At 68.2% G+C, this 22,566-nt stretch carries 20 protein-coding genes; 9 read left to right on the forward strand and 11 right to left on the reverse strand.

Features of this window, described 5'->3' with window-relative positions; all coding sequences use genetic code 11:
- Window positions 1–7: 7 nt before the first annotated feature.
- Window positions 8–862, reverse strand: coding sequence for a pyridoxal kinase PdxY (gene pdxY / locus LKO27_RS05680; protein ID WP_227736017.1), 855 nt, complete (start codon window positions 860–862; stop codon window positions 8–10).
- A gap of 45 nt (window positions 863–907) precedes the next feature.
- On the opposite strand from pdxY, the gene LKO27_RS05685 reads away from it, so the two are divergent.
- Together LKO27_RS05685 and LKO27_RS05690 are read left to right on the forward strand one after the other, a co-directional pair.
- Entirely contained in the window at window positions 908–1,693 is a 786-nt protein-coding gene (locus tag LKO27_RS05685; RefSeq protein ID WP_227736019.1) for a glycerophosphodiester phosphodiesterase, read from the forward strand.
- A 69-nt stretch (window positions 1,694–1,762) separates the two neighbouring features.
- Window positions 1,763–2,104 (forward strand): RNA polymerase-binding protein RbpA, encoded by a 342-nt coding sequence (locus LKO27_RS05690; protein WP_227736021.1) that lies wholly within the window; start codon window positions 1,763–1,765, stop codon window positions 2,102–2,104.
- Here LKO27_RS05690 and LKO27_RS05695 read toward each other — a convergent pair.
- From LKO27_RS05695 to lnt, 3 genes are read right to left on the reverse strand one after another with little or no spacing between them, the layout of a single operon-like run.
- A complete protein-coding gene (locus LKO27_RS05695; RefSeq protein ID WP_227736022.1) occupies window positions 2,098–2,562 on the reverse strand; it encodes an FxsA family protein in 465 nt (154 codons plus the stop codon). The genes LKO27_RS05690 and LKO27_RS05695 overlap by 7 nt on opposite strands.
- A complete protein-coding gene (locus LKO27_RS05700; RefSeq protein WP_227736024.1) occupies window positions 2,555–3,301 on the reverse strand; it encodes a polyprenol monophosphomannose synthase in 747 nt (248 codons plus the stop codon). Before LKO27_RS05700 ends, LKO27_RS05695 begins: the two co-directional genes overlap by 8 nt.
- Complete coding sequence (gene lnt, locus LKO27_RS05705; RefSeq protein WP_227736025.1) at window positions 3,204–4,898, reverse strand: apolipoprotein N-acyltransferase; 1,695 nt, start codon at window positions 4,896–4,898, stop codon at window positions 3,204–3,206. Before lnt ends, LKO27_RS05700 begins: the two co-directional genes overlap by 98 nt.
- A gap of 43 nt (window positions 4,899–4,941) precedes the next feature.
- On the opposite strand from lnt, the gene LKO27_RS05710 reads away from it, so the two are divergent.
- Entirely contained in the window at window positions 4,942–5,856 is a 915-nt protein-coding gene (locus tag LKO27_RS05710) for a 5'-3' exonuclease (protein ID WP_227736026.1), read from the forward strand.
- Here the strand turns inward: LKO27_RS05710 and metW are convergent.
- From metW to LKO27_RS05730, 4 genes are all read right to left on the reverse strand, one after another.
- Window positions 5,841–6,443 (reverse strand): methionine biosynthesis protein MetW, encoded by a 603-nt coding sequence (gene metW / locus LKO27_RS05715; RefSeq protein ID WP_227736028.1) that lies wholly within the window; start codon window positions 6,441–6,443, stop codon window positions 5,841–5,843. The two genes, LKO27_RS05710 and metW, sit on opposite strands and share 16 nt — an antisense overlap.
- Entirely contained in the window at window positions 6,440–7,546 is a 1,107-nt protein-coding gene (locus LKO27_RS05720) for a homoserine O-acetyltransferase (protein ID WP_227736031.1), read from the reverse strand. Before LKO27_RS05720 ends, metW begins: the two co-directional genes overlap by 4 nt.
- 21 nt (window positions 7,547–7,567) lie before the next feature.
- On the reverse strand, window positions 7,568–8,293 hold the full coding sequence (locus tag LKO27_RS05725) for a VIT family protein (protein ID WP_227736032.1): 726 nt from the start codon (window positions 8,291–8,293) through the stop codon (window positions 7,568–7,570).
- Window positions 8,294–8,356: 63 nt separating this feature from the next.
- Window positions 8,357–9,652, reverse strand: coding sequence for an O-acetylhomoserine aminocarboxypropyltransferase/cysteine synthase family protein (locus LKO27_RS05730; RefSeq protein WP_227736035.1), 1,296 nt, complete (start codon window positions 9,650–9,652; stop codon window positions 8,357–8,359).
- A 193-nt stretch (window positions 9,653–9,845) separates the two neighbouring features.
- Here LKO27_RS05730 and nhaA point away from each other — a divergent pair, with 193 nt between their 5' ends.
- Entirely contained in the window at window positions 9,846–11,099 is a 1,254-nt protein-coding gene (nhaA, locus tag LKO27_RS05735; RefSeq protein WP_227736037.1) for a Na+/H+ antiporter NhaA, read from the forward strand.
- A gap of 5 nt (window positions 11,100–11,104) precedes the next feature.
- On the opposite strand, the gene LKO27_RS05740 is transcribed toward nhaA, so the two are convergent.
- Entirely contained in the window at window positions 11,105–12,124 is a 1,020-nt protein-coding gene (locus LKO27_RS05740; RefSeq protein WP_227736039.1) for a LacI family DNA-binding transcriptional regulator, read from the reverse strand.
- 145 nt (window positions 12,125–12,269) lie between these two features.
- Here LKO27_RS05740 and LKO27_RS05745 point away from each other — a divergent pair, with 145 nt between their 5' ends.
- The 5 genes from LKO27_RS05745 to LKO27_RS05765 all read left to right on the forward strand — a co-directional run bounded on the left by LKO27_RS05745 (window position 12,270) and on the right by LKO27_RS05765 (window position 20,929).
- The gene (locus LKO27_RS05745; RefSeq protein ID WP_227736041.1) at window positions 12,270–14,348 is read left to right on the forward strand and encodes a beta-galactosidase; all 2,079 of its coding nucleotides are present in this window, start codon (window positions 12,270–12,272) and stop codon (window positions 14,346–14,348) included.
- 11 nt (window positions 14,349–14,359) lie between these two features.
- A complete protein-coding gene (locus LKO27_RS05750; protein WP_227736042.1) occupies window positions 14,360–15,664 on the forward strand; it encodes a maltose ABC transporter substrate-binding protein in 1,305 nt (434 codons plus the stop codon).
- 77 nt (window positions 15,665–15,741) lie between these two features.
- A complete protein-coding gene (locus tag LKO27_RS05755) occupies window positions 15,742–17,361 on the forward strand; it encodes an ABC transporter permease subunit (protein ID WP_227736044.1) in 1,620 nt (539 codons plus the stop codon).
- Window positions 17,361–18,251: a sugar ABC transporter permease gene (locus tag LKO27_RS05760; RefSeq protein WP_227736046.1), complete on the forward strand. Its 891-nt coding sequence runs from the start codon at window positions 17,361–17,363 to the stop codon at window positions 18,249–18,251. The genes LKO27_RS05755 and LKO27_RS05760 overlap by 1 nt, the downstream gene beginning before the upstream one ends.
- A gap of 50 nt (window positions 18,252–18,301) precedes the next feature.
- A complete protein-coding gene (locus LKO27_RS05765) occupies window positions 18,302–20,929 on the forward strand; it encodes a glycosyl hydrolase 53 family protein (protein WP_227736048.1) in 2,628 nt (875 codons plus the stop codon).
- A 27-nt stretch (window positions 20,930–20,956) separates the two neighbouring features.
- Here LKO27_RS05765 and LKO27_RS05770 read toward each other — a convergent pair whose 3' ends face one another.
- Both LKO27_RS05770 and LKO27_RS05775 read right to left on the reverse strand, forming a co-directional pair.
- Window positions 20,957–21,577, reverse strand: coding sequence for a ribosomal protein L7/L12 (locus LKO27_RS05770; protein ID WP_227736050.1), 621 nt, complete (start codon window positions 21,575–21,577; stop codon window positions 20,957–20,959).
- A gap of 23 nt (window positions 21,578–21,600) precedes the next feature.
- Window positions 21,601–22,560 (reverse strand): sugar ABC transporter substrate-binding protein, encoded by a 960-nt coding sequence (locus tag LKO27_RS05775; protein WP_227736052.1) that lies wholly within the window; start codon window positions 22,558–22,560, stop codon window positions 21,601–21,603.
- Between the last annotated feature and the right edge of the window lie 6 nt (window positions 22,561–22,566).

Here is a 22,566-nt window from a genome sequence, read left to right on the forward strand (position 1 = left end):
TCGCGGCTCAGGCGAGCGGCGCTGACTCGAACCGGTGTCTGGGGTCCACGATGTCGCCCTGCGCGGCCACCAGCTGCAGCTCAGGGTCCCCGCTGGCGGCCGTGACCTCAAGGATCGAGTAGACCACCGACGCCGTCATCGACAGGGTCTCCGCCAAGTCTCCGCTGCGCAGCCAGTGCGCGAGGAACACCGCTGTGGTCAGGTCTCCGGAACCGACGAAGCCACGATCCAGCACCGGGGTCTCGACGACGTGGGCACCTCCCGGCCCCACGGCGAGCATCCGCATCACGTCACCGGCCATGTCCGAGCCCACGACGGAGGTCACCAGCACGATGCCCGGTCCCCTGGAACGGAGCTCGCCCGCTGCCGCCAGCACGCCCTCCAGGGAGTCGGTCCGCCGGCCGGTCAGGAACTCCAGTTCGAACAGGTTGGGGGTCATGATGTCCGCGGCGGGGACGACATGGTCGCGCATGAACTCCGGGATGCCTGGCGCCGCGAAGAACCCGCGGCCGACGTCGCCCAGCACGGGATCAGCGCAGAAGATGGCCTGAGGATTGCGACGCCTCACCAGTTCTGCGGCATCGAGGATGACCTGCCCCACCTGGGGAGAGCCCTGGTAACCGGCGAGCAGGGCATCCACCCGGTCCAGCACTCCCCGCTCGTCGATCCCTTGCACCACATCGGCGACGTCGGCGGCCGGGATCAGCGGCCCTCTCCAGGCGCCGTAACCGGTGTGATTGCTGAAGTTGACGGTGTAGACCGGCCACACGTCGACCCCGCTGCGCTGCAGCGGGAACACGGCCGAGGAGTTGCCCGCGTGACCGTAGGCAACCGCTGACTGAATGGACAAGACAGTGCGCATTCCCCAAAGTGTGTCACCGCTGCCGGGATGGGCATAATGGCGTCCATGGCGTCAATGCAGGCTTCATTCCTCGCCCCCCGGTTCACACCGATGGCTCACAGAGGCGGGGCGCTCCTGCCGGAGAATCTCGGCATCGAGAACACCCTGGAAGCCTTCGCCAACGCCGTCGACCTGGGCTTCGAGTACCTCGAGACCGACGTCCACGCCACGCGCGACGGGCACCTCGTGGCCTTCCACGACGCCAACCTGGCCCGGGTCACGGACACCGAGGCCGAGATCTCCGACCTGACGTTGGCCGAGTTGCGCGAGTTCAAGGTGGGTGGGCGGGCCTCCATCCCGACGCTCGAGGAACTGTTCGACGCCTTCCCCGGCTGCCTGTTCAACCTCGACCTCAAGGCAGGCGATGCCGTGGAGCCACTCGCCCGGGTGATCCGCCGACACGACATGGTGGCCCGGGTGTGCGTCGGCTCCTTCTCGACAGCACGACTGCGCAGGTTCCGTCGGCTGCTCCCCGGCGTCGCGACGTCGGCCTCCCCGGTGGGGGTGGCTGCAGCGGTGCTGGGAGTCCTTGGCCGGCGCCCTTTCGGGGTCCCGCGTCTGTTCCAGGTCCCGTTGACCCACCAGTTCGGTCCGGTAAGGGTGAGGATCGTCACCCCGGAGCGCGTGCGCGCCATCCATGCGGCCGGCTCGAAGATCCATGTCTGGACCATCGACGATCCCCTGGTCATGCACCAGCTCATCGACTGGGGCGTCGACGGTCTCATCACCGACCGGCCGGATCTGTTGAAAGGCGTACTCCGCGACCGGGGGATGTGGTCTACTCGGAACTGACCGCGCGGACGCGGTGGCCGTGGAACCCTTCGGCCGCGCCGTTCGTTCATCCGGCAGGAGGCAAACAATATGGCTGATCGTGCACTGAGAGGCGTCGGACTGGGCGCCAAGAGCTTCGAGGACGAGCAGGGTATAGAGTTCGCCGATCGCTTCCAGATCGGGTTCGACTGCCCCAAGGGCCACCACTTCGAGGTGACCTTCGCCGTCGAAGCTGAACTCCCCACGGAGTGGGAATGCAAGAAGTGCGGCCTGATGGCCGTTCGCTCCGACGGCTCAGTCGGCGAGGAGAAGGAGACCAAACCGCAGCGAACCCACTGGGACATGCTGCGCGAGCGTCGCTCCATCCCGGAGCTGGAGGAGATCCTCGACGAGCAGCTCGAGAAGCTGCGGGAGTCCGAGAAACCCTACTGATCCGCGTCCGGCTCCACGACCTCGCCCCTGATCACCTGTGGTCGGGGCGGGGTCGTCTTGTCCCGGATGGTCTTGCCCGCCCACCAGCCGATCGTCGAGCGCACCATCGGCCGGGTGAACGGCAGCAGGAGGAGCAGGCCCACGGCGTCACTGATGAAACCCGGCGCGATGAGCAGCACGCCCCCGAGCAGGACGAGCACCGCGTCGGCTGCCCTGCCGGGTGGCAGTGCGCCCGTCTTCAGTGAGTCGGACAACCCGCTCCACGCCTTGCGCCACTCCCGCTGGAGGAGATAGCCGCCAGCCAGCGTGCTGATCAGCAGAATCGCCAGGGTCCACCACCCCAGCTGGTCGGCCACCCAGATCAGCACCGCGGCCTCGGCGATGACGAAGAGCAGGAACGGGACGACGATCAACAACAGTCCCGTCAGGCCGGGGATGCGTGGGCTGCGATCAGGCATGGCGCTTCCCGCGGCCGACCAGGCCGGCCAGGAACCGTTGCAGTTGCCTGCCACGGTGCTCGACCCCCCACGCGGCGGTCCGTGCCATCGCCTCGACGACGATGCCCTTGCTCATCTTGGAGTCGCCGAACTCCCGCTCGACGAACTCGATCGGGACCTCAACCACCTTGTAGCCGGCCTTCAGCGCGCGCCAGGCCAGGTCCACCTGGAAGCAGTAGCCCGCGGAGGCAACCTCGTCCAGGCCGATGCCCCGAAGCGTCTCGGCCCGGAACGCGTTGAAACCGCCGGTCGCGTCCTTCAGGGGCACACCGAGCCACAGCCGGGTCCACAGGTTGCCGCCTCTGGAGAGCACCTCGCGCGACTTGGGCCAGTTGACCACGCTCCCGCCCCGGACCCACCGGGAACCCTTCACCATGTCCGCGCTCTCGAGCGCCTTCAGGAGCAGGGGGAGCTGCTCGGGCTGGTGGGAACCGTCGGCGTCGTGCTCCACGAGCACTCCGTAACCGTTGTCGAGACCCCAGTGGAAGCCCGCCAGGTAGGCGGCACCCAAGCCCTCCTTCCCCTTGCGGTGGAGGACGTGCACGTGGTCGTCGTCGACGGCGAGCCGATCTGCGATCTCGCCGGTTCCGTCGGGTGAGTTGTCATCCGCGATCAGGACGTGGGCCTCGGGGACCGAGGTGCGCAGTCTCCGCGTGATGCTCTCGACGTTCTGCGCCTCGTTGTAGGTCGGGATGATCACCAGAACCTTCCCCAGCGGCGGGTAGTCCTTCATACGTGGTTCCAATCGATTGTTCGGGAACTGACATTCTACCGGAGGGACCGCGCCCCACCCGGGTCGCCACGGCGTAGCCGAGCGCCGCGACTGCCACCAGCGAGAGCGCGAAGCCAAGCCACGGGCTCAGGGTGACGGCCAGGTTGACGTTGGTGCGCAACGGAACGGTGAAGACGCGGCTGGCGGAGGTGAGCTCCTCGGTACGCTCGTGCACCCGGCCGTCGACGTCGACGAGTCCGGACAGCCCGTTGAGCGTGGAGACCACCACTTCGCGGCCGGTCTCCAGTGCTCGGATCCGGTTCAGGGCCATCTGCTGGTGCACCTCGAAGGTGCCCGCGTAGGTGTTGGTGTTGCTCTGGCTCACCAGCACCTGCGCGCCGTCGCGGATCGTGTCGTAGGACGTGGAGTCCCAGGCCAGTTCGAAGCAGATGATGGTGCCGACCCGCAGGAACCGGAAGTCCGACGTCGGCGCGTCAACCACCCCGGGCTGCTCCCCCGGGATGGACTGCCTGCCGATCTGCTTGAGGATGGGAAGCCGGGGCCGCAGGAACTCCCGGAAGGGAATCCACTCCCCGAAGGGAACGAGGTTGCGCTTGTCGTAGCGGTCCCCCGGACCGGTCTCCGGATGCCACCAGAGACTGGAGGTCTGACGCGAGTCCGGGACTGGTCCGTCCATGACGGCACCGACGAAGATGGGCACGCCCGCGAGGGCGATCGCGGTCTCGATGGTCGCCCGCGTCTCGGCGTCGACGATCGGGTCCACGTCGGTGGCGTTCTCCGGCCACACGATGAAGTCCAGCGGCTCTCCCCCACCTGCCCGGTGGGAGGCCAGCAGGAAGATCGTCTCGCTCAGGTGGTTGTTGGTCACGGAGCGGGCGTAGGTGCCCGTGCCCTTCTCGGCTCGGTTGACGTTTCCCTGCACGACGCCGACGCTCACCTGTTGCTCGGGCTGGGCGTGCGGAACCAGCGTCAGCGCCGCACCCATGACGAAGATGGCCAGTGCCAGCGCGACAGCCCGCAGGCGGAAGGCCCGCTCACAGACCGCCACCAGGAACAGGTTGGCCGTCAGTGCCACGAGCGCCGTCACACCCACCGACCCGACCCAGCCGAACCAGCCCGACAACGGCTGGTCCAGCCCCGTGTATCCCAACCGGACCCACGGGAAACCGCCGAAGGGGACGGATCCGGCGGCCAGTTCCACCGCCACCCAGGCTGCCGGGACCCAGAGCACCCAGGCCCGGATCCGGGTGAGGAACGCGGTGGCGACTCCCAGCACCAGCAACCACAGCGACATCACGGCCACCAGCCCCACGGCCACGGCTGCGCCGAGCACTCCGATCCAGTGGATGGTCAGAGCGTTCATGGCCAGTCCCACCACCAGGCCGTGGGCGGCCGCACTCCGGGCCTGCCGCCCGCCCAGCAGCCAGGTGAACAGTGCCACCCCGACGATGGTGGCCGGCCAGATGCCCATGGGGGCGAACCCCAGCCCGATCAGGAGGCCCGTCAGCACCGCGAGCCCGAAGGACTGCAGTCGGGGAAGGGTTCGGGCGTGGAGGGGTGACACGATCGCCAGCCTACCGGGACGCCGCCTGTGTAACGATGGCCCCGTGAGCACTTTGATGGCCTTCGACACCTCCTATCTGTACTTCCGAGCCTTCTTCGGGGTGCCGTCCTCGATGCGAGCCCCGGACGGCAGCCCCATCAATGCGGTCAAGGGCCTGCTGGACTCCATCGCCAGGCTCGTGGACCAGTACTCCCCCGACCAGGTGGCCTGCGCCTGGGACGACGACTGGCGTCCCGCCTGGCGCACCGAACTGGTGCCGTCCTACAAGGCGCACCGCGTGGTGGCGGAAGTCCCCCTGGGCGTGGACCAGGAGGTGGTGCCCGACGAGCTGTCCATGCAGGTGCCCGTGATCCGGGAGGTCCTCGAAGCACTCGGGATCGCTGTCATCGGCACGCCCGAACACGAGGCCGACGACGTGCTCGCCTCCCTGGCCGCTCAACATCGGGGACGCTCACTCGTGGTGACCGGGGACCGCGACCTGTTCCAGCTGGTCGACGACGACACCACTGTCGTCTACGTGGGCCAGGGCGTGGCCAAGCACGCCCTGGTCGACGACGCCTGGCTGGTGACCAAGTACGGACTCCCGGCCAGCCGTTACGTGGACTTCGCGGTGCTGCGGGGCGACCCCTCCGACGGACTCCCGGGTGTCAAGGGCATCGGCGAGAAGTCCGCGGCCAAACTCGTCGGGGACTTCGCCTCGCTGACCGAGCTCGTGGAGGCCGCGCTCACGGGCAGGGGCGTGATGCCGCCGGCCACCCGGGCCCGCATCGTCGAGGCCGCCGAGTACATCCTCAAGGCCGAGGTGGTGGTGGAGGTGGTCAAAGACCTGGAACTCGCCAGCCCCACCTCCCTTCCGGTGGCGGTCGACGCGGAGGTGGCCCGCGAGATCAAGCAGCGGCTGGGCCTGGGCGGGACGATGGACCGAATCGTCGCGGCCCTGACTCAGCGGGGCGCGTGAAGCAGGTACACCGCGGAGCTTGCGAAAGCGTTGGCGCCCAGCCAGCCGAGCTTGTGGGGGTTGCCGTGCTCGTCCAGAGGGATGCGTCGGTCCACCTTGAGGTCGAGGCTGCGGAACAGCGGCTCCAGGTCCGCCAGTGACGTGTAGTGCAGGTTCGGGGTGTCGTACCACTCGAAAGGCAGGTCGCGCGACATCGGCATGCGACCCCGCAGCAGCCGCGCCCGGTTCCGCCAGTGGGCGAAGTTGGGCATGGAGACGACGCTGTGCACCGCGATCCGGCTGATCTGGCGCAGCACCTCCCGCGGCTTGTGGACGTTCTGCAGGGTGCGGGACAGGACTACGACGTCGTAGGAGTCGTCGGCGAACTCCGACAGTTGGGTGTTCAGGTCAAGTTCGATCACGTTCACGCCTGCCCGGATGGCGCTGATCAGCTGGCCGGGCTCCATCTCCACACCTGTCCCGTTGCAGCCCTTGCCCTCCAGCAGCTTCAGGAGTTCTCCGGCGCCACAGCCCAGATCCAGTACGCGGGAGCGCTCCGGGATGAGGCGGGCGATGAGCTGGAGGTCTGGACGCAGTTCCACCGTCATGACGCGGCACGCTCCATGAAGGCCGATACCGTGGCGTGGTAGTCGGGGATGGACAGCAGGAACGAGTCGTGGCCCCACTGTGATTTGATCTCCCGGAAGGAGGTCGGCACACGGGCTCCCTCAAGGTGGCGCACGATCCGCCGGGAGTGCGCGGTGGAGAACCGCCAGTCGGTGTCGAAGCTGATCACGAGGATCTTGACCGGGCTGGCCGCCAGCAGCGCGGTGGCGTCGGCGTCAGCGAAGGCGTCGAAGTAATCCATCACGCGGGTCAGGTACAGGTAGCTGAGCGCGTCGAACCGGGCGAGGAACGAGTTGCCCTGATGTTCCAGGTAGCTCTCGACGGCGAAGTCCACCCCGAACTGGTGGCCGAGTTCCCCTGACTGCGCCTGGCGGCCGAACTTGGCCTGGAACCCGTCCTCGGAGAGGTAGGTGATGTGGGCCATCATCCGCGCGACGCTCAGGCCTCGGTCCGGCGCGGTGTCCCGCAGCTGGAAGTCACCGTCGTGGAAGTCGGGGTCCCTCATGATGGCCTGGCGTCCGACGGCGGAGAAGGCGATGTTCTGTGCTGTGAGCCTGGCCGACGCGGCGATGATGATGGCGTTGGCGGCGTCCTCCGGATGCGTGAGCACCCACTCCAGCACCTGCATGCCGCCCAGCGAGCCGCCGACGAGCGCCGCCCACCGGGAGATGCCGAGGTGCTCGGAGAGCCGACGGTGCACCGTCACGAAGTCCGACATGGCCAGCAGCGGGAAGTCCAGTCCGTAGGGCTGCCCGGTGGCTGGGTTAGGCGACGACGGTCCCGTGGTGCCCTGGCAGCCCCCCAGCAGGTTCGGGCACACCACGAACCACACGTCGGTGTCGATGGGCTTGCCAGGACCGATCAGCGTGTCCCACCATCCTGGCCGCTTGTCGCCCGGACGCTGGCCGGCGGCGTGGGCGTCCCCGGTCAGTGCGTGGCAGATGAACACTGCGTTGGACCCGTCGGCGTTCAGGGTGCCGTAGGTCTCGTAACGAACGGTTACCTCGTCCAGCGTCGCACCGCTGCGAAGGTGCAGCGGCTGCTCCGGGGTGAACAGGAGCGCGTCGTCACAGGAGGTTTCCACCCCCCCATTGTGTCAGGTGTCTCAGGCGACGCTGACGCCCAGCAGGCTGCCCACCGCCCAGGTGGCGGCCAGCGCCAGCACCCCGCCCAGAACCACGCGTATTACGGCCGGCGCCACGGGCGAGCGACCCAGCATGGCACCCAGGCCGCCGGTGAGGGCGAGGGCGACCAGCACCGCTGCGAACGTGACGGGGATGCGCCACTGCAGCGGGGCCAGCAGGATGGTGGCCAGCGGCAGCGCCGCGCCGGCGAGGAACGAGATGCCCGATGCGATCGCTGCGTGCCAGGGGCTGAGGACCTCGTCCTCGGCCAGGTGGAACCGGGTGGTGAGGTGGGAGGCGATCGGGTTCTTCTCCGTGAGCTCGGCCGCCACCAGTTCGGCCGTGGTGGGCGTCAGGCCCTGGGACAGATAGGCGTCCCGGAGGGCGAGCTTGGCCGCAGCCGGGTCATGCTTCAGCTCCCGCCGCAACTTGCGGATGACGCTGCGCTGCGAGTCCGAGGCACTCGATACCGAGACGTACTCCCCCAGCGCCATCGACAGTGCGCCGGCCAGCACCGCCGCGACTCCAGCGATGAGAACGGGCGTGACGGTGTTCGTGGCGGCGGCGACGCCCACGACGGTGGCCGCGACCGAGACGATGCCGTCGTTCGCGCCCAGGACACCGGCGCGCAGCCAGTTCAGGCGCTCGGCGAACCGTGCGGAGTGATTCACCTCTGCCTGCTGGGTACTCGGAGCGGTGGTCGACATGGGTTCAGCTTTCCACCGCCCCGGTCCCCACGCAAGCAAGCCAAGCCTTTCCTACCTCGCTGACTAGGCCTTTTGTCCTACCTTGGCCAGTGCTTGCTCCAGGTCGGCAATCAGGTCCTCGACGTTCTCCACGCCCACCGACAGCCGCACCAGCTCAGCTGGCACCCCGGCCTGCACCAGTTCTTCGTCGGAGAGCTGGGAGTGGGTCGTCGATGCGTTGTGGATCACCAGCGACTTGACGTCGCCGATGTTGGCGAGGTGGCTGAACAGGTCGAGGCTCTCCACGAACGTCGATCCGGCTTCGCGGCCCGCCTTCAGCCCGAAGGAGAGCAGTCCGCCGAAGTAGCCCTCCTTCAGGATGCGCTTGGCGATCTCGTGGCTGGGGCTTGACTCCAGCCCGGGGTAGTTCACCCAGGAGACGGCCTCATGGCCCTCGAGGTAGCGGGCGATCTTCATCGCGTTGTCGCTGTGCCGCTCCATCCGCAGGTGCAGCGTCTCCAGCCCCTGCAGCATCAGCCAGGAGTTCAGCGGCGCGATGGCCGCCCCGGTGTTGCGCAACAGCACGGTGCGGGCGCGGATGATGTAGGCGGCCGGGCCGGCGGCCTCGGTCCAGACGGCCCCGTGGTAGGCGTCGTCGGGCTTGGTCAGTCCCGGGAACCGTTCGGAGTGGGCGGCCCAGTCGAACTTGCCGGAGTCGACGATGACGCCGCCGAGCGAGGTCCCGTGGCCACCGATGTACTTGGTGGCGGCGTGGACGACGATGTCGACCCCATGGTCGAACGCGCGGGTCAGGTACGGCGTCGCGACGGTGTTGTCGAGGATGAACGGGAGGCCCAGGTCGTGCGCGGCGCTGGTCCACGCGTCCAGGTCGATCACGTTGATGGCGGGGTTGCCGATGATCTCGCCGAAGACCAGCTTGGTGTGCTCGTCGACGTGCTGGGCCAGGTCCTCCGGCCTGGTCGGGTCCACGAACCGCACCTCGATGCCGAACTGGGGCAGGGTGTGCGCGAAGAGGGCGTAGGTCCCACCGTAGAGGGTGGACAGGGCGACGATGTTGTCGCCTGCGTAGGTGAGGTTCAGGACCGCGTAGGTCGTCGCGGCCGACCCCGAGGCGGTCGCCAGCGCTCCGACGCCGCCCTCGAGTGCGTTCATCCTGGTCTCGAAGACGTCCTGGGTGGGGTTCATGATGCGCGTGTAGATGTTGCCGGGCTTGCGCAGGGCGAACAGGTCGGCCGCGTGCTCGGTGTCGTCGAACACATAGGAGGTGGTCTGGTAGATGGGGACTGCGCGCGAGTTGGTGGCGCTGTCTGCGGTTTCCTGCCCGGCCTGAACGGCCAGGGTCTCGGGGCGATACGTCATTGTGCTCCTTGGTCGGTTATCCGTCGGCTCTTGGCGGGCAGATGGTGCCTGAAGGCTACCGGCGCCCGCCCTGGACAACCGTGCCGTCCGTGGACCTATTCCCGGTAGGGTTTCCGATCAGGTGAGTCGGGAAGTCTGGTCGACGCGGCACCGTCCAACCGGGCGGTGCGCAATCACGACACCTCGGAGCAGCATGTACCAACGGATCCGCGACTTCATCACAGGCGACAAGGTCAGCGGGCTGATCGTCATCGGCGCGGCCCTGGTGGGTCTCGTCCTGGCGAACTCACCGGTCAGGGAAGGTTTCGCCGCGCTCGCCAGCACCCGCGTCGGGCCTGCCTCCCTCCACCTGGACCTGACCTTGGCCACCTGGGCCGCCGATGGCCTGCTGGCGATCTTCTTCTTCGTGGTCGGCCTGGAACTCAAGCACGAACTCGTCGCGGGCACGCTCCGCTCCCCCGCCAGGGCGGCGGTACCGATCGTGGCCGCCGTCGGCGGGATGGTCGTGCCGGCCCTGATCTACTCCGCGATCACCGGCTGGCTGGATCCCACTGCGCTGTCCGGGTGGGCCATCCCGGCGGCCACCGACATCGCCTTCGCGCTGGCGGTGCTCGCCATCTTCGGCAGCCGGCTGCCCGTTGCGCTGCGAACTTTCCTCTTGACGCTCGCGGTGGTCGACGACCTGCTGGCCATTGTCGTAATCGCTGTGTTCTACACCGACGAGGTGTCCTTCATTCCGCTGCTGGGGAGCCTCGTGGCCGTCGGCGCCTTCTGGTGGCTGGCCGGCCGGCGCAGGCTGATCTGGTGGCTACTGCTGCCCGTGGGCCTCATCTCCTGGTACCTCATGCACGAGTCCGGGGTGCACGCGACGATCGCGGGGGTCCTGCTTGGCCTGGCCGTGCCCGCGCGGCGGGTTCACGGCGAATCGGACACCCGGACCCACCTGATGGAGCATCACATCCGGCCCATCTCCGCCGGCCTCGCCCTGCCGCTGTTCGCTGTCTTCTCGGCCGCCGTCACGGTGGTCGACTCCGGCTCCGTGATGGCCGTCCTCGGGCAACCAGTGGTGCACGCCGTAGCGGCTGGTCTGGTCGTCGGAAAGCTGGTCGGTGTCATGGGCACCACCGCCCTGGTGACCAGGGTCACACGCCTCCGCCTGCCCGACGCCGTCGGGCTCCGGGACCTGATGCCGATCGGGTTCCTGGCGGGCATCGGTTTCACAGTCTCGCTGCTCATCACGGAACTCAGCTTCCCCGACGAGGTCCACACGGCCGCCGCGAAGGTTGGGGTGCTCGGAGGCACCTTCATCGCAGCGGCTCTGGCCGCGACGTCTCTTGCGCGCAACTCCCGCAAGGTGCGCGGACCGGACATGAACGCCGACGGCGTGCCGGACGTCGACCGGGTGCCGGTGGCCGAGGCGGACCCCGACTGGACCGCCGAGGACTGAACGGCTCAGGCCGACCGGCGGACCACCAGTTCTGTCGGTAGCGTGACGTGGCGCACCCCTGCGCCGCCGATCACGTCCAGCATCACCGCGGCGAGCTTCTCCGAGAGTTCCCGCCAGGGCTGCCGCATCGTGGTCAGCGGTGGGTCGTGCTCGGCCGCGATGCCGGAGTCGTCGAAACCCGCCACGGCGATGTCGGTGGGGACCTCCAGCCCGGCGGCACGCAGTTCCGCGACGGCGCCGGCGGCCATCAGGTCGTTGGCTGCGAACACGGCGTCGATGTCGTCGCGGCGGGCCAGCAGTCGCCGCATGGCGCGGGCACCGGAGGCGGAACTGTAGTCGCCGGCCTCCACGAGGTCCGGGTCGAAAGCGCTCCCCATCTCCTGCCGGAAACCCTCGAGTCGAAAGTGCCCGCCGGGGGTGTCGGGGGGACCGGCGATCATCGCGATCCTGCGGTGCCCCTTGCTGCGCAGGTAGCGGGTCATCGTGGCCGCCGAGCCTGCCTCGTTGACCGACACCGACGAGAAGTCGTTCTCGTGGCCCAGGGGCAGGCCGCAGGACACCGTCGGCAGACCGTGGGCGAGCAGGGACGGCAGTAGCGGGTCGCGCTCGTGGGTCGAGAACAGCATCACGCCGTCGACGTGGCCCTCGCTGAGGTAGCGCAGCACGTTGCGGCGCTCCTGGTCCGTCCCGGCCACCAGCAGCACCAGCGTCGTGGAGCGGCGACCGACGGCTTCTGCGATGTCGCGCAGCAGGAGGGAGAACGTCGGGTCGGCGAACAGCAGCTGGTACTCCTCGGTGAGGAGGAAGGCGACGCTGTTGGCCCGCCCGGTGGCGAGGCTGCGGGCGTGGGCGTTGGCGGTGTAGCCGGTGGCGATGATTGCCTTCTCGACTGCCTCCCGAGCCTGCGGGGACACCCAGTTGGCACCGTTGATCGCGCGCGAAACCGTGGCATAGGACACCCCGGCGGCGCGAGCCACGTCGCGGATGGTCGGCTTCCGGGGTGCGGCGCCTGAGTCTGTTGTCACCACGAAGACGGACTCTACCCGGACTTGACCTGCACGTCCCGTAAACGGTTACAGTTGGATAACTATCAGGGCGGATGACCGATTCGCAGCGTCCCCCGGTGCCAACATGGACGACAAGGTCCGAAGACGAACCCGATGGAGTGGCATGACCCGAACCGAAGCCTGGCCGGCCGTTGGCGGAATCGCCTACGGCGGTGACTACACCCCGGAGCAGTGGTCGCGGGAGGTCTGGGACGCCGACGTCGCCCTGATGCGGGAGGCCGGTGTCAACCTGGTCAGCGTCGGCATCTTCGCCTGGGCCCTGCTGGAGGTCGAGGAGTCGGTCTTCGACTTCTCCTGGCTCGACGAACTGCTGGACCTCCTTCACGCCAACGGCATCTCCGTGGACCTCGGGACCCCGACGGCCTCGCCGCCGGCCTGGTTCTTCGCCAACCACCCGGACGCACGGGTGGTCACCCGGGACGGCACCGTGCTGGGATTCGGTTCCCGCGGCATGGCCTCCCACTCGCACCCGGCCTACCAGGCCGCCTCGGTCGGGATCGCCGGCAAGCTGGCGGAGCGCTACGCCACCCACCCTGCCGTCGTGCTCTGGCACGTGCACAACGAGTACGGGGTCCCGGTGGGAGAGGACTACTCCCCCGCGGCCGTTACTGCGTTCAGGGCCTGGCTGCGGGATCGGTACGGCTCGCTGGAGGCACTGAACGACGCCTGGGGTACCGCGTTCTGGGGCCAGACCTACCGGCAGTGGGACCACATCGGCGCGCCTGCGGCCGCGCCGTCGGCCGTGAACCCGGCTCAACGGCTGGACTTCGCCCGGTTCACCGACCACGCGCTGCGGCAGTGCTTCATCGCCGAGCGCGACGCCATCCGCGCCCATGCGGACCAGCCGATCACGACGAACTTCATGGCCAACCAGAGCTGGACCACCGACCTGTGGGCGTGGGGCCGTGAGGTCGACGTCGTCTCCGACGACCACTACCTGTGGGCGGCCGACACCGAGCCCGAGATCGGGCTGGCGATCGCAGCGGACCTGTCCCGGTCGGTCGGAGGCGGTGGCCCATGGATGCTCATGGAGCACTCCACCTCGGCGGTGAACTGGCAACCCCGCAACGTCGCGAAGCGTCCAGGCGAGATGGCCCGCAACTCACTGGCGCACGTCGCCCGGGGCGCCGACGCCGTCATGTTCTTCCAGTGGCGCGCTTCCCGCAAGGGTGCCGAGAAGTTCCATTCCGCCATGCTCCCCCACGCCGGGACGAACTCCAGGATCTGGCGTGAGGTCGTGGAGCTTGGTGACCGTCTGCGCCACCTTCAGGAGCTCAAGTCCTCGCGGGTGCGCGCCGACGTCGCCGTGCTGTGGGATTTCGAGTCGATGTGGGCACAGGACCTGGACTGGCGGCCGTCGGAGGCCGTCAGCCACACCGAACGCATCCGCGCCTTCTACGAGCGCCTCTGGCGTGACCAGATCACGGTGGACTTCGCCCTGCCCGGCCAGGACCTCTCGCGTTACCGCCTCGTCGTGGCCCCGGCCCAGTACCTGTTGAGCCGCTCGGATGCCGCCAACCTGAACGACTACGTGGCGCAGGGTGGCACCCTGCTGGTGTCCTTCTTCTCCGGAATCGTCGACGAGCACGACGCCGTGCACGAGGATGGCTTCATGGGTCCGCTCAAGGAGTCCCTGGGAGTGGTGGTGGAAGAGTTCCTGCCACTGCGGGAGTCAGAGCGCACGCAGCTGGCCTGGCATGGAACCGGGACCGAGCCCCTGGGCGCCGACACCTGGCAGGAGGACCTTCAGCTCCACGGCGCGCAGGTCCGGGCCACCTACCTCGACGGCCCCGGTTCGGGGAAACCCGCCATCACTCGCCACCGGCACGGTTCGGGCACCGGCTGGTACATCAGCACCCGGCTGGACGCCGACGCACTGGCCACCGTCATGGCCGAGGTCTATGCCGACGCCGGGATGGCGCCGCTGGGCCTGGCGAATCGGCTTGAGCTGGTCACCCGTCGCGGCGACGCCGCCGACTACACCGTCGTCATCAACCACGGCGAGGAGCCCGCGGAGGTCGCACTCCACGGCATCGAGATCCTCACCGGTGAACCCACCGGTGGCAACCTGCGGGTGGACGGGGGCGACGTTGCCGTCGTCCGCAGCGACCGCGGGGATTCAACCCACGCGACGGAGCGACCTGCCTCCCTCGCCAACCGGTCCAGCGGGACCAACCTGTGAAAGGAATGAAGATGCGCAAGCCACTTGCACTTGGAGCAATTGTGCTGGGGTCGGCGATGCTGATCGCCGGCTGCTCCGGCACCCCGGAAGAGGCGGATCCCACGACGACGGAGACCGTCGCCGAGGAGACGACCGACGCCACCGAATCCGCCTCGCCCAGCGAGGCTGAGAGCCCTGACGCCTCGGAACCCGGCGCGGCCGGCGAGGTGACCATCTGGACCGACGCCGAGCGCGAGGGCGCGATCCAGGAACAGGCCGACCGGTTCGCCGCCGACACCGGCGCCACCGTCACCGTGGTCCAGAAGAACTTCGAGGACCTCCGCAACGACTTCATCGCCCAGGTCCCCACCGGTGAGGGTCCGGACATCACCGTCGGCGCCCATGACTGGCTCGGCGCCCTCGTCACCGCTGGCGTCGTCGACACCGTCGACCTGGGCGACACCGCCGGCGACTTCCAGGAAGTCGCAATCGAGGCGATGACCTACGACGGGCAGCTCTACGCTCTGCCCTACTCGCTGGAGACTGTCGCCCTGATCCAGAACGTCGACCTGGTCGGCGAGGAAGCCCCGGCCACGTGGGACGAGATGATCGCCAAGGGCCTGGAGTCTGGCGCCGAGCGGCCCATCGCCATCAACACCGCAGGTGAGACCGGCGATGCCTACACCATGTACGGCTTCCAGACCTCCTTCGGAGCACCGGTGTTCGTCCAGGACGAGTCCGGTTCCTACACCACCGAGGTGGGCATGGGAGGCGCCCCCGGTGAGGCGTTCGCGCAGTGGCTCTACGACAACGGCTCCGCCGGCACGGGCTACATCAGCACCACCGTCGACTACGACATCAACAACGAACTGTTCAACTCCGGAGCGGCTCCCTACACGATCCAGGGACCTTGGGCCATCTCCGCGTTCCCCGATGTCAACATCAAGGTGAACCCCATCCCGTCGGCCGGTGGCGAGCCCGCTGCCCCCTTCGTCGGCGTGCAGGGCTTCTTCCTGAGCTCGCAGAGCCAGAACGCACTGCTGGCCACCGACTTCCTCGTCAACTACCTCGGTTCAGAAGAGGGCCAACAGGCGCTCTACGACGCCGACCCGCGCATCCCGGCTCTGAGCGCCATCGCCGAAGAGGCAGCCTCGGATCCGATCATCGCCGGCTTCCTCGCATCCTCGGAGAACGGCGTTCCGATGCCGTCCATCCCGGAGATGGGTGCGGTCTGGGACTTCTGGAACGCAGCAGAGGTCCAGATCCTGGGTGGTGCCGACCCGAAGACCACCTGGAACACGATGATCACCAACCTCCAGGCCGAACTCGGTAGCTGAACCCGGCTCGTGGTGGGGGCGCCCCGGGGGGCCCCCCCACTTCCAGTCCCCTGACGGCCGCACAGATAGGCAAACCAGTGGCGCAACTCACCGGGGCAGCGCAGCCCCAGACCGGCAGCCCGGTCAGCAAGCCGGAGTCCCACGCCCGCAAGTGGCGGGGCAGCGGCGCGGGATTCATCGTCAAACTGATCCTGATGGCCCTAGTCAACGCCTTCGGCATCACGGTCATCCTGTCGGCCTGGAACGTCGAGGCCTGGGGGATCCTGGTCTCATCGATAGTCCTGCTGCTCATCGCGGACTTCGTCTACTTCTCCAAGCGCGCGGTGCCGCTGAAGTATCTCTACCCCGGCCTGGTCTTCCTGTTCGTCTTCCAGATCTTCACGATGGGCTACACCGCCTACGTGGCGCTGACCAACTACGGCACCGGCCACGCCGGCTCGATGCAGCAGGCCGCCGAGGCGGCCCTGATCCAGGACGAACGCCGGGTGGAGGACTCCCCGACCTACCCGCTGGCCGTGGTCACCCAGGCGCCCGACGTCGTCGGGTTCGCGATCAACGACGAAGGCACGGTCCGCGTCGGCACCGAGACCCAGCCTCTCGCAGACGTCGATGGCGCGGAGGTGGCTGACAACGGCACTCCCACCGTCGTTCCCGGCTGGGAGGTGGTGCCCCGCGCCCAGCTCTACTCCGACGCCCAGTTGCAGGAGCAGGTGCTCAGCCTGCGGGTGCCGGTCTCCGATGAGGCCGACGCAGGTTCATTGCGCACCAGGGAAGGAACCCGGGGCACCATCTACCGCTCCTCGATGGTCTGGGACCCCGACGCGCAGACGCTCACCGACACCGAGAACGACGTCGTCTACTCCCCCACCCCTACCGGCGAGTTCGCCGCGCCCGACGGAACCAGGCTGGCCACCGGCTGGTACGTCTTCGTGGGGATCGACAACTTCGTGCGCGCCTTCACCGACGGCGCGCTGGCCGGGGACCTGCTGCAGGTCACGATCTGGACCTTCGTGTTCGCGTTCCTGTCCGTGGTGATCCCGTTCGCGATCGGGCTGTTCTTCGCGCTCATCTACAACGACGAGCGGGTCCGCGGCCGCAAGATCATCCGCACCCTGCTGATCCTGCCTTACGCATTCCCGGCCTTCATGTCCGCGCTGCTGTGGCGGGGCATGTTCAACGCCGAGTTCGGAGTGGTGAACGAGGTCTTCTTCTTCGGTTCGAACATCACCTGGCTGGCCGATCCATGGCTGGCGAAGCTGGCGGTGCTGTTCGTCAACGTGTGGCTGACCTACCCATACTGGTTCCTGGTCACCACGGGAGCGCTCCAGGCCCTGCCTGCGGACACGCTCGAGGCCGCCACCATCGACGGCGCCGGCAAGTGGCGACGCTTCCAGGCCATCGTGCTGCCGCTGCTGCTGGTCTCGACGGCGCCGCTGGCGATCTCGTCGTTCGCCTTCAGCTTCAACAACTTCACGATCATCTACATGCTCACCGAGGGTGGGCCCGGGTTCGTCAACAGTCCGTCCCGGCTGGGGGCCACCGACATCCTGATCTCTGCCATCTACAAGATCTCCGGCGTCTCCGGAGGCGTGGCCGACTACGGCATGGCGAGCGCCCTGTCGATCATGGTGTTCATCGTGATCGGCATCATCTCCGCCCTGGCGTTCCGCCAGACCCGAAAGCTCGAGGAGTTCTGATGACCACGACGCGCAATCTGCTCCCCGCCGAGCGCCTGAAGGCAAGGCGAGGACGCTGGCTGGCCGAGGTCGGGTGGAAGTACCCGCTGGCGATCCTGCTGATCTTCTACGCGGTGTTTCCGCTGCTCTACATCATCTCGGCGGCCTTCAATCCACGCGGCAGCCTGGCCGCGAGCAACAGCCTGTTCAGCGCCTTCTCCCTCCAGAACTTCCAGGCGCTGTCCGAGACCCGCTTCTGGCAGTGGTTCCTCAACACCCTCTATGTCGCGGGGTCTGCCGCCATCGGGGCCGTCCTCATGGGAGCGGCCGCCGCCTACGCGTTCTCGCGCTTCCGGTTCAGGGGCCGACGCACCAGCCTGACGGCGTTGCTGATCGTCCAGATGTTCCCCCAGACCATCGCATTCGTCGCGGTGTTCCTGCTCCTGCTTGGCCTTGGCGAGGTGATGCCTGTCCTGGGCATCAACTCCAGGCTCGCGCTGATCTGCGTCTACCTCGGCGGGGCACTGGGTGCCAACACCTTCCTGATGTACGGCTTCTTCAACACGATCCCCATCGAGATCGACGAGTCGGCGAAGATGGACGGCGCCTCGCACGCCCAGATCTTCTGGCGCCTCATCATGCCGCTGGTGGCGCCCGTCCTGGCCGTCGTCGGGCTGATGGCGTTCATCTCGGCGTTCGGCGACTTCATCCTCGCCAAGATCGTGCTGACCTCCGAGGAGAACTGGACCCTCTCGGTGGGCATGTACCAATGGGTCTCAAACCAGCTGACCTCAAGATGGGGCCTGTTCGCTGCCGGTGTGGTGCTCGCCGCCATCCCGGTCCTCGTGCTGTTCCTCGCCCTCCAGCGCTACATCGTCGGGGGCCTGACCGCCGGCTCCGTGAAGGGCTGACCACCAAACAACCCCCTCTCAACTCACACATCAACGCAGATGGAGGAGAAGTGACCCGAAGAAGATTGCCGCTGATCGCGGCCGCCGCGGCGCTGCTGGTGCCGATGTTCGCACTGACGCCGACGGCGTCGGCGGAACCCGTCGCCGCGGGCATCACCGTCGAGCAGGTGACTGGCCTGCCCGAGGACTTCATCAACGGGGTCGACGTGTCGTCGGTCCTTTCGCTGGAGGAGTCCGGCGTGATTTTCCGTGACACCACCGGCGCTCCCGCCGACCTGTTCGACGTCCTTGCCGACGCCGGCATCACCGACGTGCGCGTCCGGGTCTGGAACGACCCGTTCGACGCTGAGGGCCACGGCTACGGCGGCGGCAACGTCGACGTCGACCGGGCGGTCGAGATCGGCACCCGCGCCACCGAGGCCGGCCTCCGGGTGCTGGTGGACTTCCACTACTCCGACTTCTGGGCAGACCCCGGCAAGCAACAGGCCCCGAAGGCCTGGGAGGGTTTCGACGCCGCGCAAACAGCTGCCGCCGTCGGTGACTTCACTCGAGACGCCCTGACCCAGTTCGAGACCGCGGGCGTGGACGTCCGGATGGTCCAGATCGGCAACGAGACCAACAACGCCGTCGCGGGCGTCACCGGCTGGCCGGACATGGCGCTGGTGTTCTCCGCCGGCGCGGCGGCGGTCCGGGAGGTACTGCCGGACGCGCTCGTGGCGATCCACTTCACCAATCCGGAGACGACCGGGCGCTACGCCACCCTGGCCGCCAATCTCGACGCGGCGGATGTCGACTACGACGTCTTCGCCTCCTCCTACTACCCGTTCTGGCACGGTTCGCTGGAGAACCTGACCACAGTGCTGTCGCAGGTTGCCGACACCTACGGCAAGCAGGTCATCGTGGCCGAGACGTCGTGGGCGTACACCCTCGCCGACGGCGACGGCCACACCAACACCATCGACCAGGCCTCCGAGGCGACGGCGTACCCGGTCAGCGTCCAGGGTCAGGCCACTGCCGTCCGGGACGTCATCGAGGCGGTCGTCAACGTCGGGGACGCCGGCATCGGGGTCTACTACTGGGAGCCGGCCTGGCTGCCGGTCGGGCCGCCGTCGGAGGTGGAGGCCAACAAGCTGCTGTGGGAACAGTACGGTTCCGGCTGGGCCACCAGCTACGCCGCCGAGTACGACCCCGTGGACGCAGGCGTCTGGTACGGCGGCACCGCCTGGGACAACCAGGCCCTGTTCGACTTCGAGGGCAATCCGCTGGAGTCGCTCAACGTGTTCGCCTACGCCCGAACCGGTTCGCTGGCACCGCGCGCGGTAACGGAGGTCGAGACGATCTCGATCGAGGTGACGCAGGGTGAGCGCATCAGCCTGCCGGTCCGCGTTGGGGTCACGTACAACGACGGCACCGTCGAGCAGCATCCGGTCACGTGGTCCGAGGCGGTCCAGTGGATAGAGGGCCCCGGTGACTACACCATCGGCGGTGTCACCTCGTCCGGGCTGGAGACCTCGGCCCACATCGTCGTGACGGCACCGAACCTGCTGGCCAACCCCGGTTTCGAGGCCGAGGACGTGAGCATGTGGGAGACCACCGGCACAGGCGTCACGGTCCGCGCCACCGACGACCCGCACAGCGGGCTGTTCTCGACGCACTTCTACAGCGGCACTGCCTACCAGTTCACCGTGAGCCAGACGGTGAGCAACGTGGCAGCCGGTTCCTACCAGGCCAGCGCGGCCATGCAGGGCGACGGTGAGGCCGCCGACAGCGTGATGCAACTCACCGTGGCCGTGCCGGGCGGGGCGAGCGCGTCGGCGGACTTCGAGTTGAACGGCTGGCGGGCCTGGTCCACTCCGACGGCGGGGCCGATCGAGGTGGCTGAGGGCGAGGACGTCGTCGTCACCGTCACGATGAGCCTCCCCGCGGGCGCCTGGGGCACCGTGGACGACTTCGCGCTCGTGGGCTCGGGCGGCGTCGGCGCGGACACCAGCGAACTGGAGGCTCTGGTCGCACAGGCCGAGGCCGTCGACCGGGACCAGTACCCCGCGAGCGCGGTCGCGGCCCTTGACGAGGCGCTGGCCAAGGCCCAGGTGGTCCTGTCGGCCGACGCACCGACGGCCGCAGCCGTGGCTGCCGCCATCGCGGAGGTGCAGGCTGCGCTCGATGGCCTGGAACCCGCCCCCACGACGCCCGCCCCGACGGTCACCGCCACCGCAACGGCTACCGCAACGGCCACCGCCACTGTGGCGCCGCGACCCCAGGACCGGGACCCCTATTCCACCCCCGGCTTCCACAGCGTGAACGGGCGGTGGTGGTACACCGAGTGCGAGCCCTACTCGCAGACGGTCCGCTGCCGCACCGACATCTGGTCAACCCAGGTGGAGTTGCAGGGAGGCAGGTTCGTGTCCGACACCGGCTGGCACTTCAACAACCTCACCTACCTGCCCCGGATGACCAGGGCGCAGTGGGCGGGCAATCCTCTCGGGGTGCCCGGCCAGTTCACCAGCGACGGGCGCCTTTGGCGGACCGAGTGCGACACTCCCCTGACAGGCCGAAATGGCTGTCGTTCGTTCATCTGGACCCGCTACGTCGCGTCCCAGCAGACGAGTTCTGGAAGCTGGACCCACAGTGTGGTGGAGGGCTGGGTGTTCAACAACCTCGTCAGGTTCAAGGTCTGACGCCAAGCACCGGGGGCCGCGGGTGATTCAGTACCCGCGGCCCTCGATCTGCCTCTGCATGGCCTCGACGTCGTCCTTGGCCTCCTTGAGGCCGACACCGGTGAACTCCCGATACAGCTTGACCGCGTGGATCTTTCGACCCCTCCCCAGCTCTCCGATCACCTGCTGACGCTCCCACTCGGTCAGGATGCGTCGCCCCTGACCGGCTGCTGCCTGGCGGTTCCGGTTGGCCGCGATGCTGGGATAGACGATCCACAGCCAGATGGCCATCATCGGCACGATCATCCCCATCCGACCACCGGTGCTGGCAGTGATGCCGACGGCCACCAGGATCATCCACCACTGGGCGTACCAAGGGGTGGGCGGGGCCTGGTTGGGTACCGGCGGGTGCGGCACGAAGGTCGGTGCGAAACCCTGCGGCGGCAGGGGTGATGGCACCGGCGTCGGCGCCCCGGGGTTGGGACCCGGCAGGTCCCGGAACAGCCGCGCCAGCTCGGGAGCTGTCTTGGCCTGGAGCGCCAGGGTCATTCGCTCCTCGAACTCCGACGCGTCCAGCCGACCCTGGGAGTGGTGCTCCTGGAGTTGCTGGACCGCGAAGTCACGCTCGGCGTCGCCGATCCGTTGCGGGACTGGGTCGTGGGAGTCCATGGATCCAGTATGCCCACTGCTGCTCACTCGCCGGTGATCAGGGTCCCCGGCATCTCCACGTTGTTCTCGGCCGGATCCTCGCCGTCCACGACCTTCGCCTCCACGAGTTCGGCCACCTTGGCCGCAATGGCCTGCCAGTCCTGCTTGACGGTGGCGACGAACGGGCCGCCCTTCTCGATCTCGGCCAGCGCGAAGTCCTGCCCATCGACTCCGACGACGGGAACGTCGGTGACGCCGGCAGCTTCCAGTGCCTGGGTGGCGCCCAGTGCGGGCTCGTCCCAGCCGCCCCAGATGCCGGTCAGGTCATCGGCACGGGCGGAGATGATGTCCTGCACCGAGGCGCGCGCGTTCTCGACGGGACCCGGCACCTCCACGTGCTTTGACTCCAGGATCTCGATCCCGGCCTCCTCGAAGACGGCCTTGGCGCCCTCGGCGCGCGCACGGACGCCGGGGTGCGGGTCGTGGGTCAGCATCACGATGGCGCCCTCGCCGCCCATTGCCTCGATCAGCGCCTCTGCGCTCTGCTCGCCCAGGTCCACGTTGTCGCTGGTGACGTTGGCCGCGATGCCCTCGGCGGCACCGGCGTCGATCGCGAAGACCGGCACGCCCGCCTCGGCAGCCGCGTCGAGGCCCAGCGTGATCTGCGTCGGGTCTCCGGTGCCCAGGACGATCGCGTCCGGCGCCTGAGCAGCGGCGTCCTGGAAGGCGCTGTTGAGGCGGTTGAAGTCACCGGCGGTGTCGACGACGCTGACGTCCCAGCCCCGCTCAGCCCCCTCGGCCTCAAAGAGCTCGATGACCTCCTTGGTGGCCGCGTTGGCGAGGTAGGGAGTCAGGACGACCACCTCGACGCTTTCACCGGACGCCGACGCGCTGCCGGTGGCCGCGGGCTCCTCGTCGGTGGACGGGGTCTGTGACCCGCAGGCGGTCAGGGCAACGGTCGCGGCGACGGTGACAGCGATCGAGCTCCAGAGCTTCTTCGACATTTTGAC

Source organism: Tessaracoccus sp. OS52, assembly GCF_020687685.1.
In the GTDB taxonomy this organism is placed as follows: domain Bacteria; phylum Actinomycetota; class Actinomycetes; order Propionibacteriales; family Propionibacteriaceae; genus Arachnia.

Bases quoted from the DNA above. Each gene is read 5' to 3' on its own strand.
- pdxY (WP_227736017.1), bottom strand. From the start codon at position 862: ATGCGCACTGTCTTGTCCATTCAGTCAGCGGTTGCCTACGGTCACGCG.
- LKO27_RS05685 (WP_227736019.1), top strand. From the start codon at position 908: ATGGCGTCAATGCAGGCTTCATTCCTCGCCCCCCGGTTCACACCGATG.
- LKO27_RS05690 (WP_227736021.1), top strand. From the start codon at position 1,763: ATGGCTGATCGTGCACTGAGAGGCGTCGGACTGGGCGCCAAGAGCTTC.
- LKO27_RS05695 (WP_227736022.1), bottom strand. From the start codon at position 2,562: ATGCCTGATCGCAGCCCACGCATCCCCGGCCTGACGGGACTGTTGTTG.
- metW (WP_227736028.1), bottom strand. From the start codon at position 6,443: ATGACGGTGGAACTGCGTCCAGACCTCCAGCTCATCGCCCGCCTCATC.
- LKO27_RS05725 (WP_227736032.1), bottom strand. From the start codon at position 8,293: ATGTCGACCACCGCTCCGAGTACCCAGCAGGCAGAGGTGAATCACTCC.
- LKO27_RS05730 (WP_227736035.1), bottom strand. From the start codon at position 9,652: ATGACGTATCGCCCCGAGACCCTGGCCGTTCAGGCCGGGCAGGAAACC.
- nhaA (WP_227736037.1), top strand. From the start codon at position 9,846: ATGTACCAACGGATCCGCGACTTCATCACAGGCGACAAGGTCAGCGGG.
- LKO27_RS05745 (WP_227736041.1), top strand. From the start codon at position 12,270: ATGACCCGAACCGAAGCCTGGCCGGCCGTTGGCGGAATCGCCTACGGC.
- LKO27_RS05750 (WP_227736042.1), top strand. From the start codon at position 14,360: ATGCGCAAGCCACTTGCACTTGGAGCAATTGTGCTGGGGTCGGCGATG.
- LKO27_RS05760 (WP_227736046.1), top strand. From the start codon at position 17,361: ATGACCACGACGCGCAATCTGCTCCCCGCCGAGCGCCTGAAGGCAAGG.
- LKO27_RS05770 (WP_227736050.1), bottom strand. From the start codon at position 21,577: ATGGACTCCCACGACCCAGTCCCGCAACGGATCGGCGACGCCGAGCGT.
- LKO27_RS05775 (WP_227736052.1), bottom strand. From the start codon at position 22,560: ATGTCGAAGAAGCTCTGGAGCTCGATCGCTGTCACCGTCGCCGCGACC.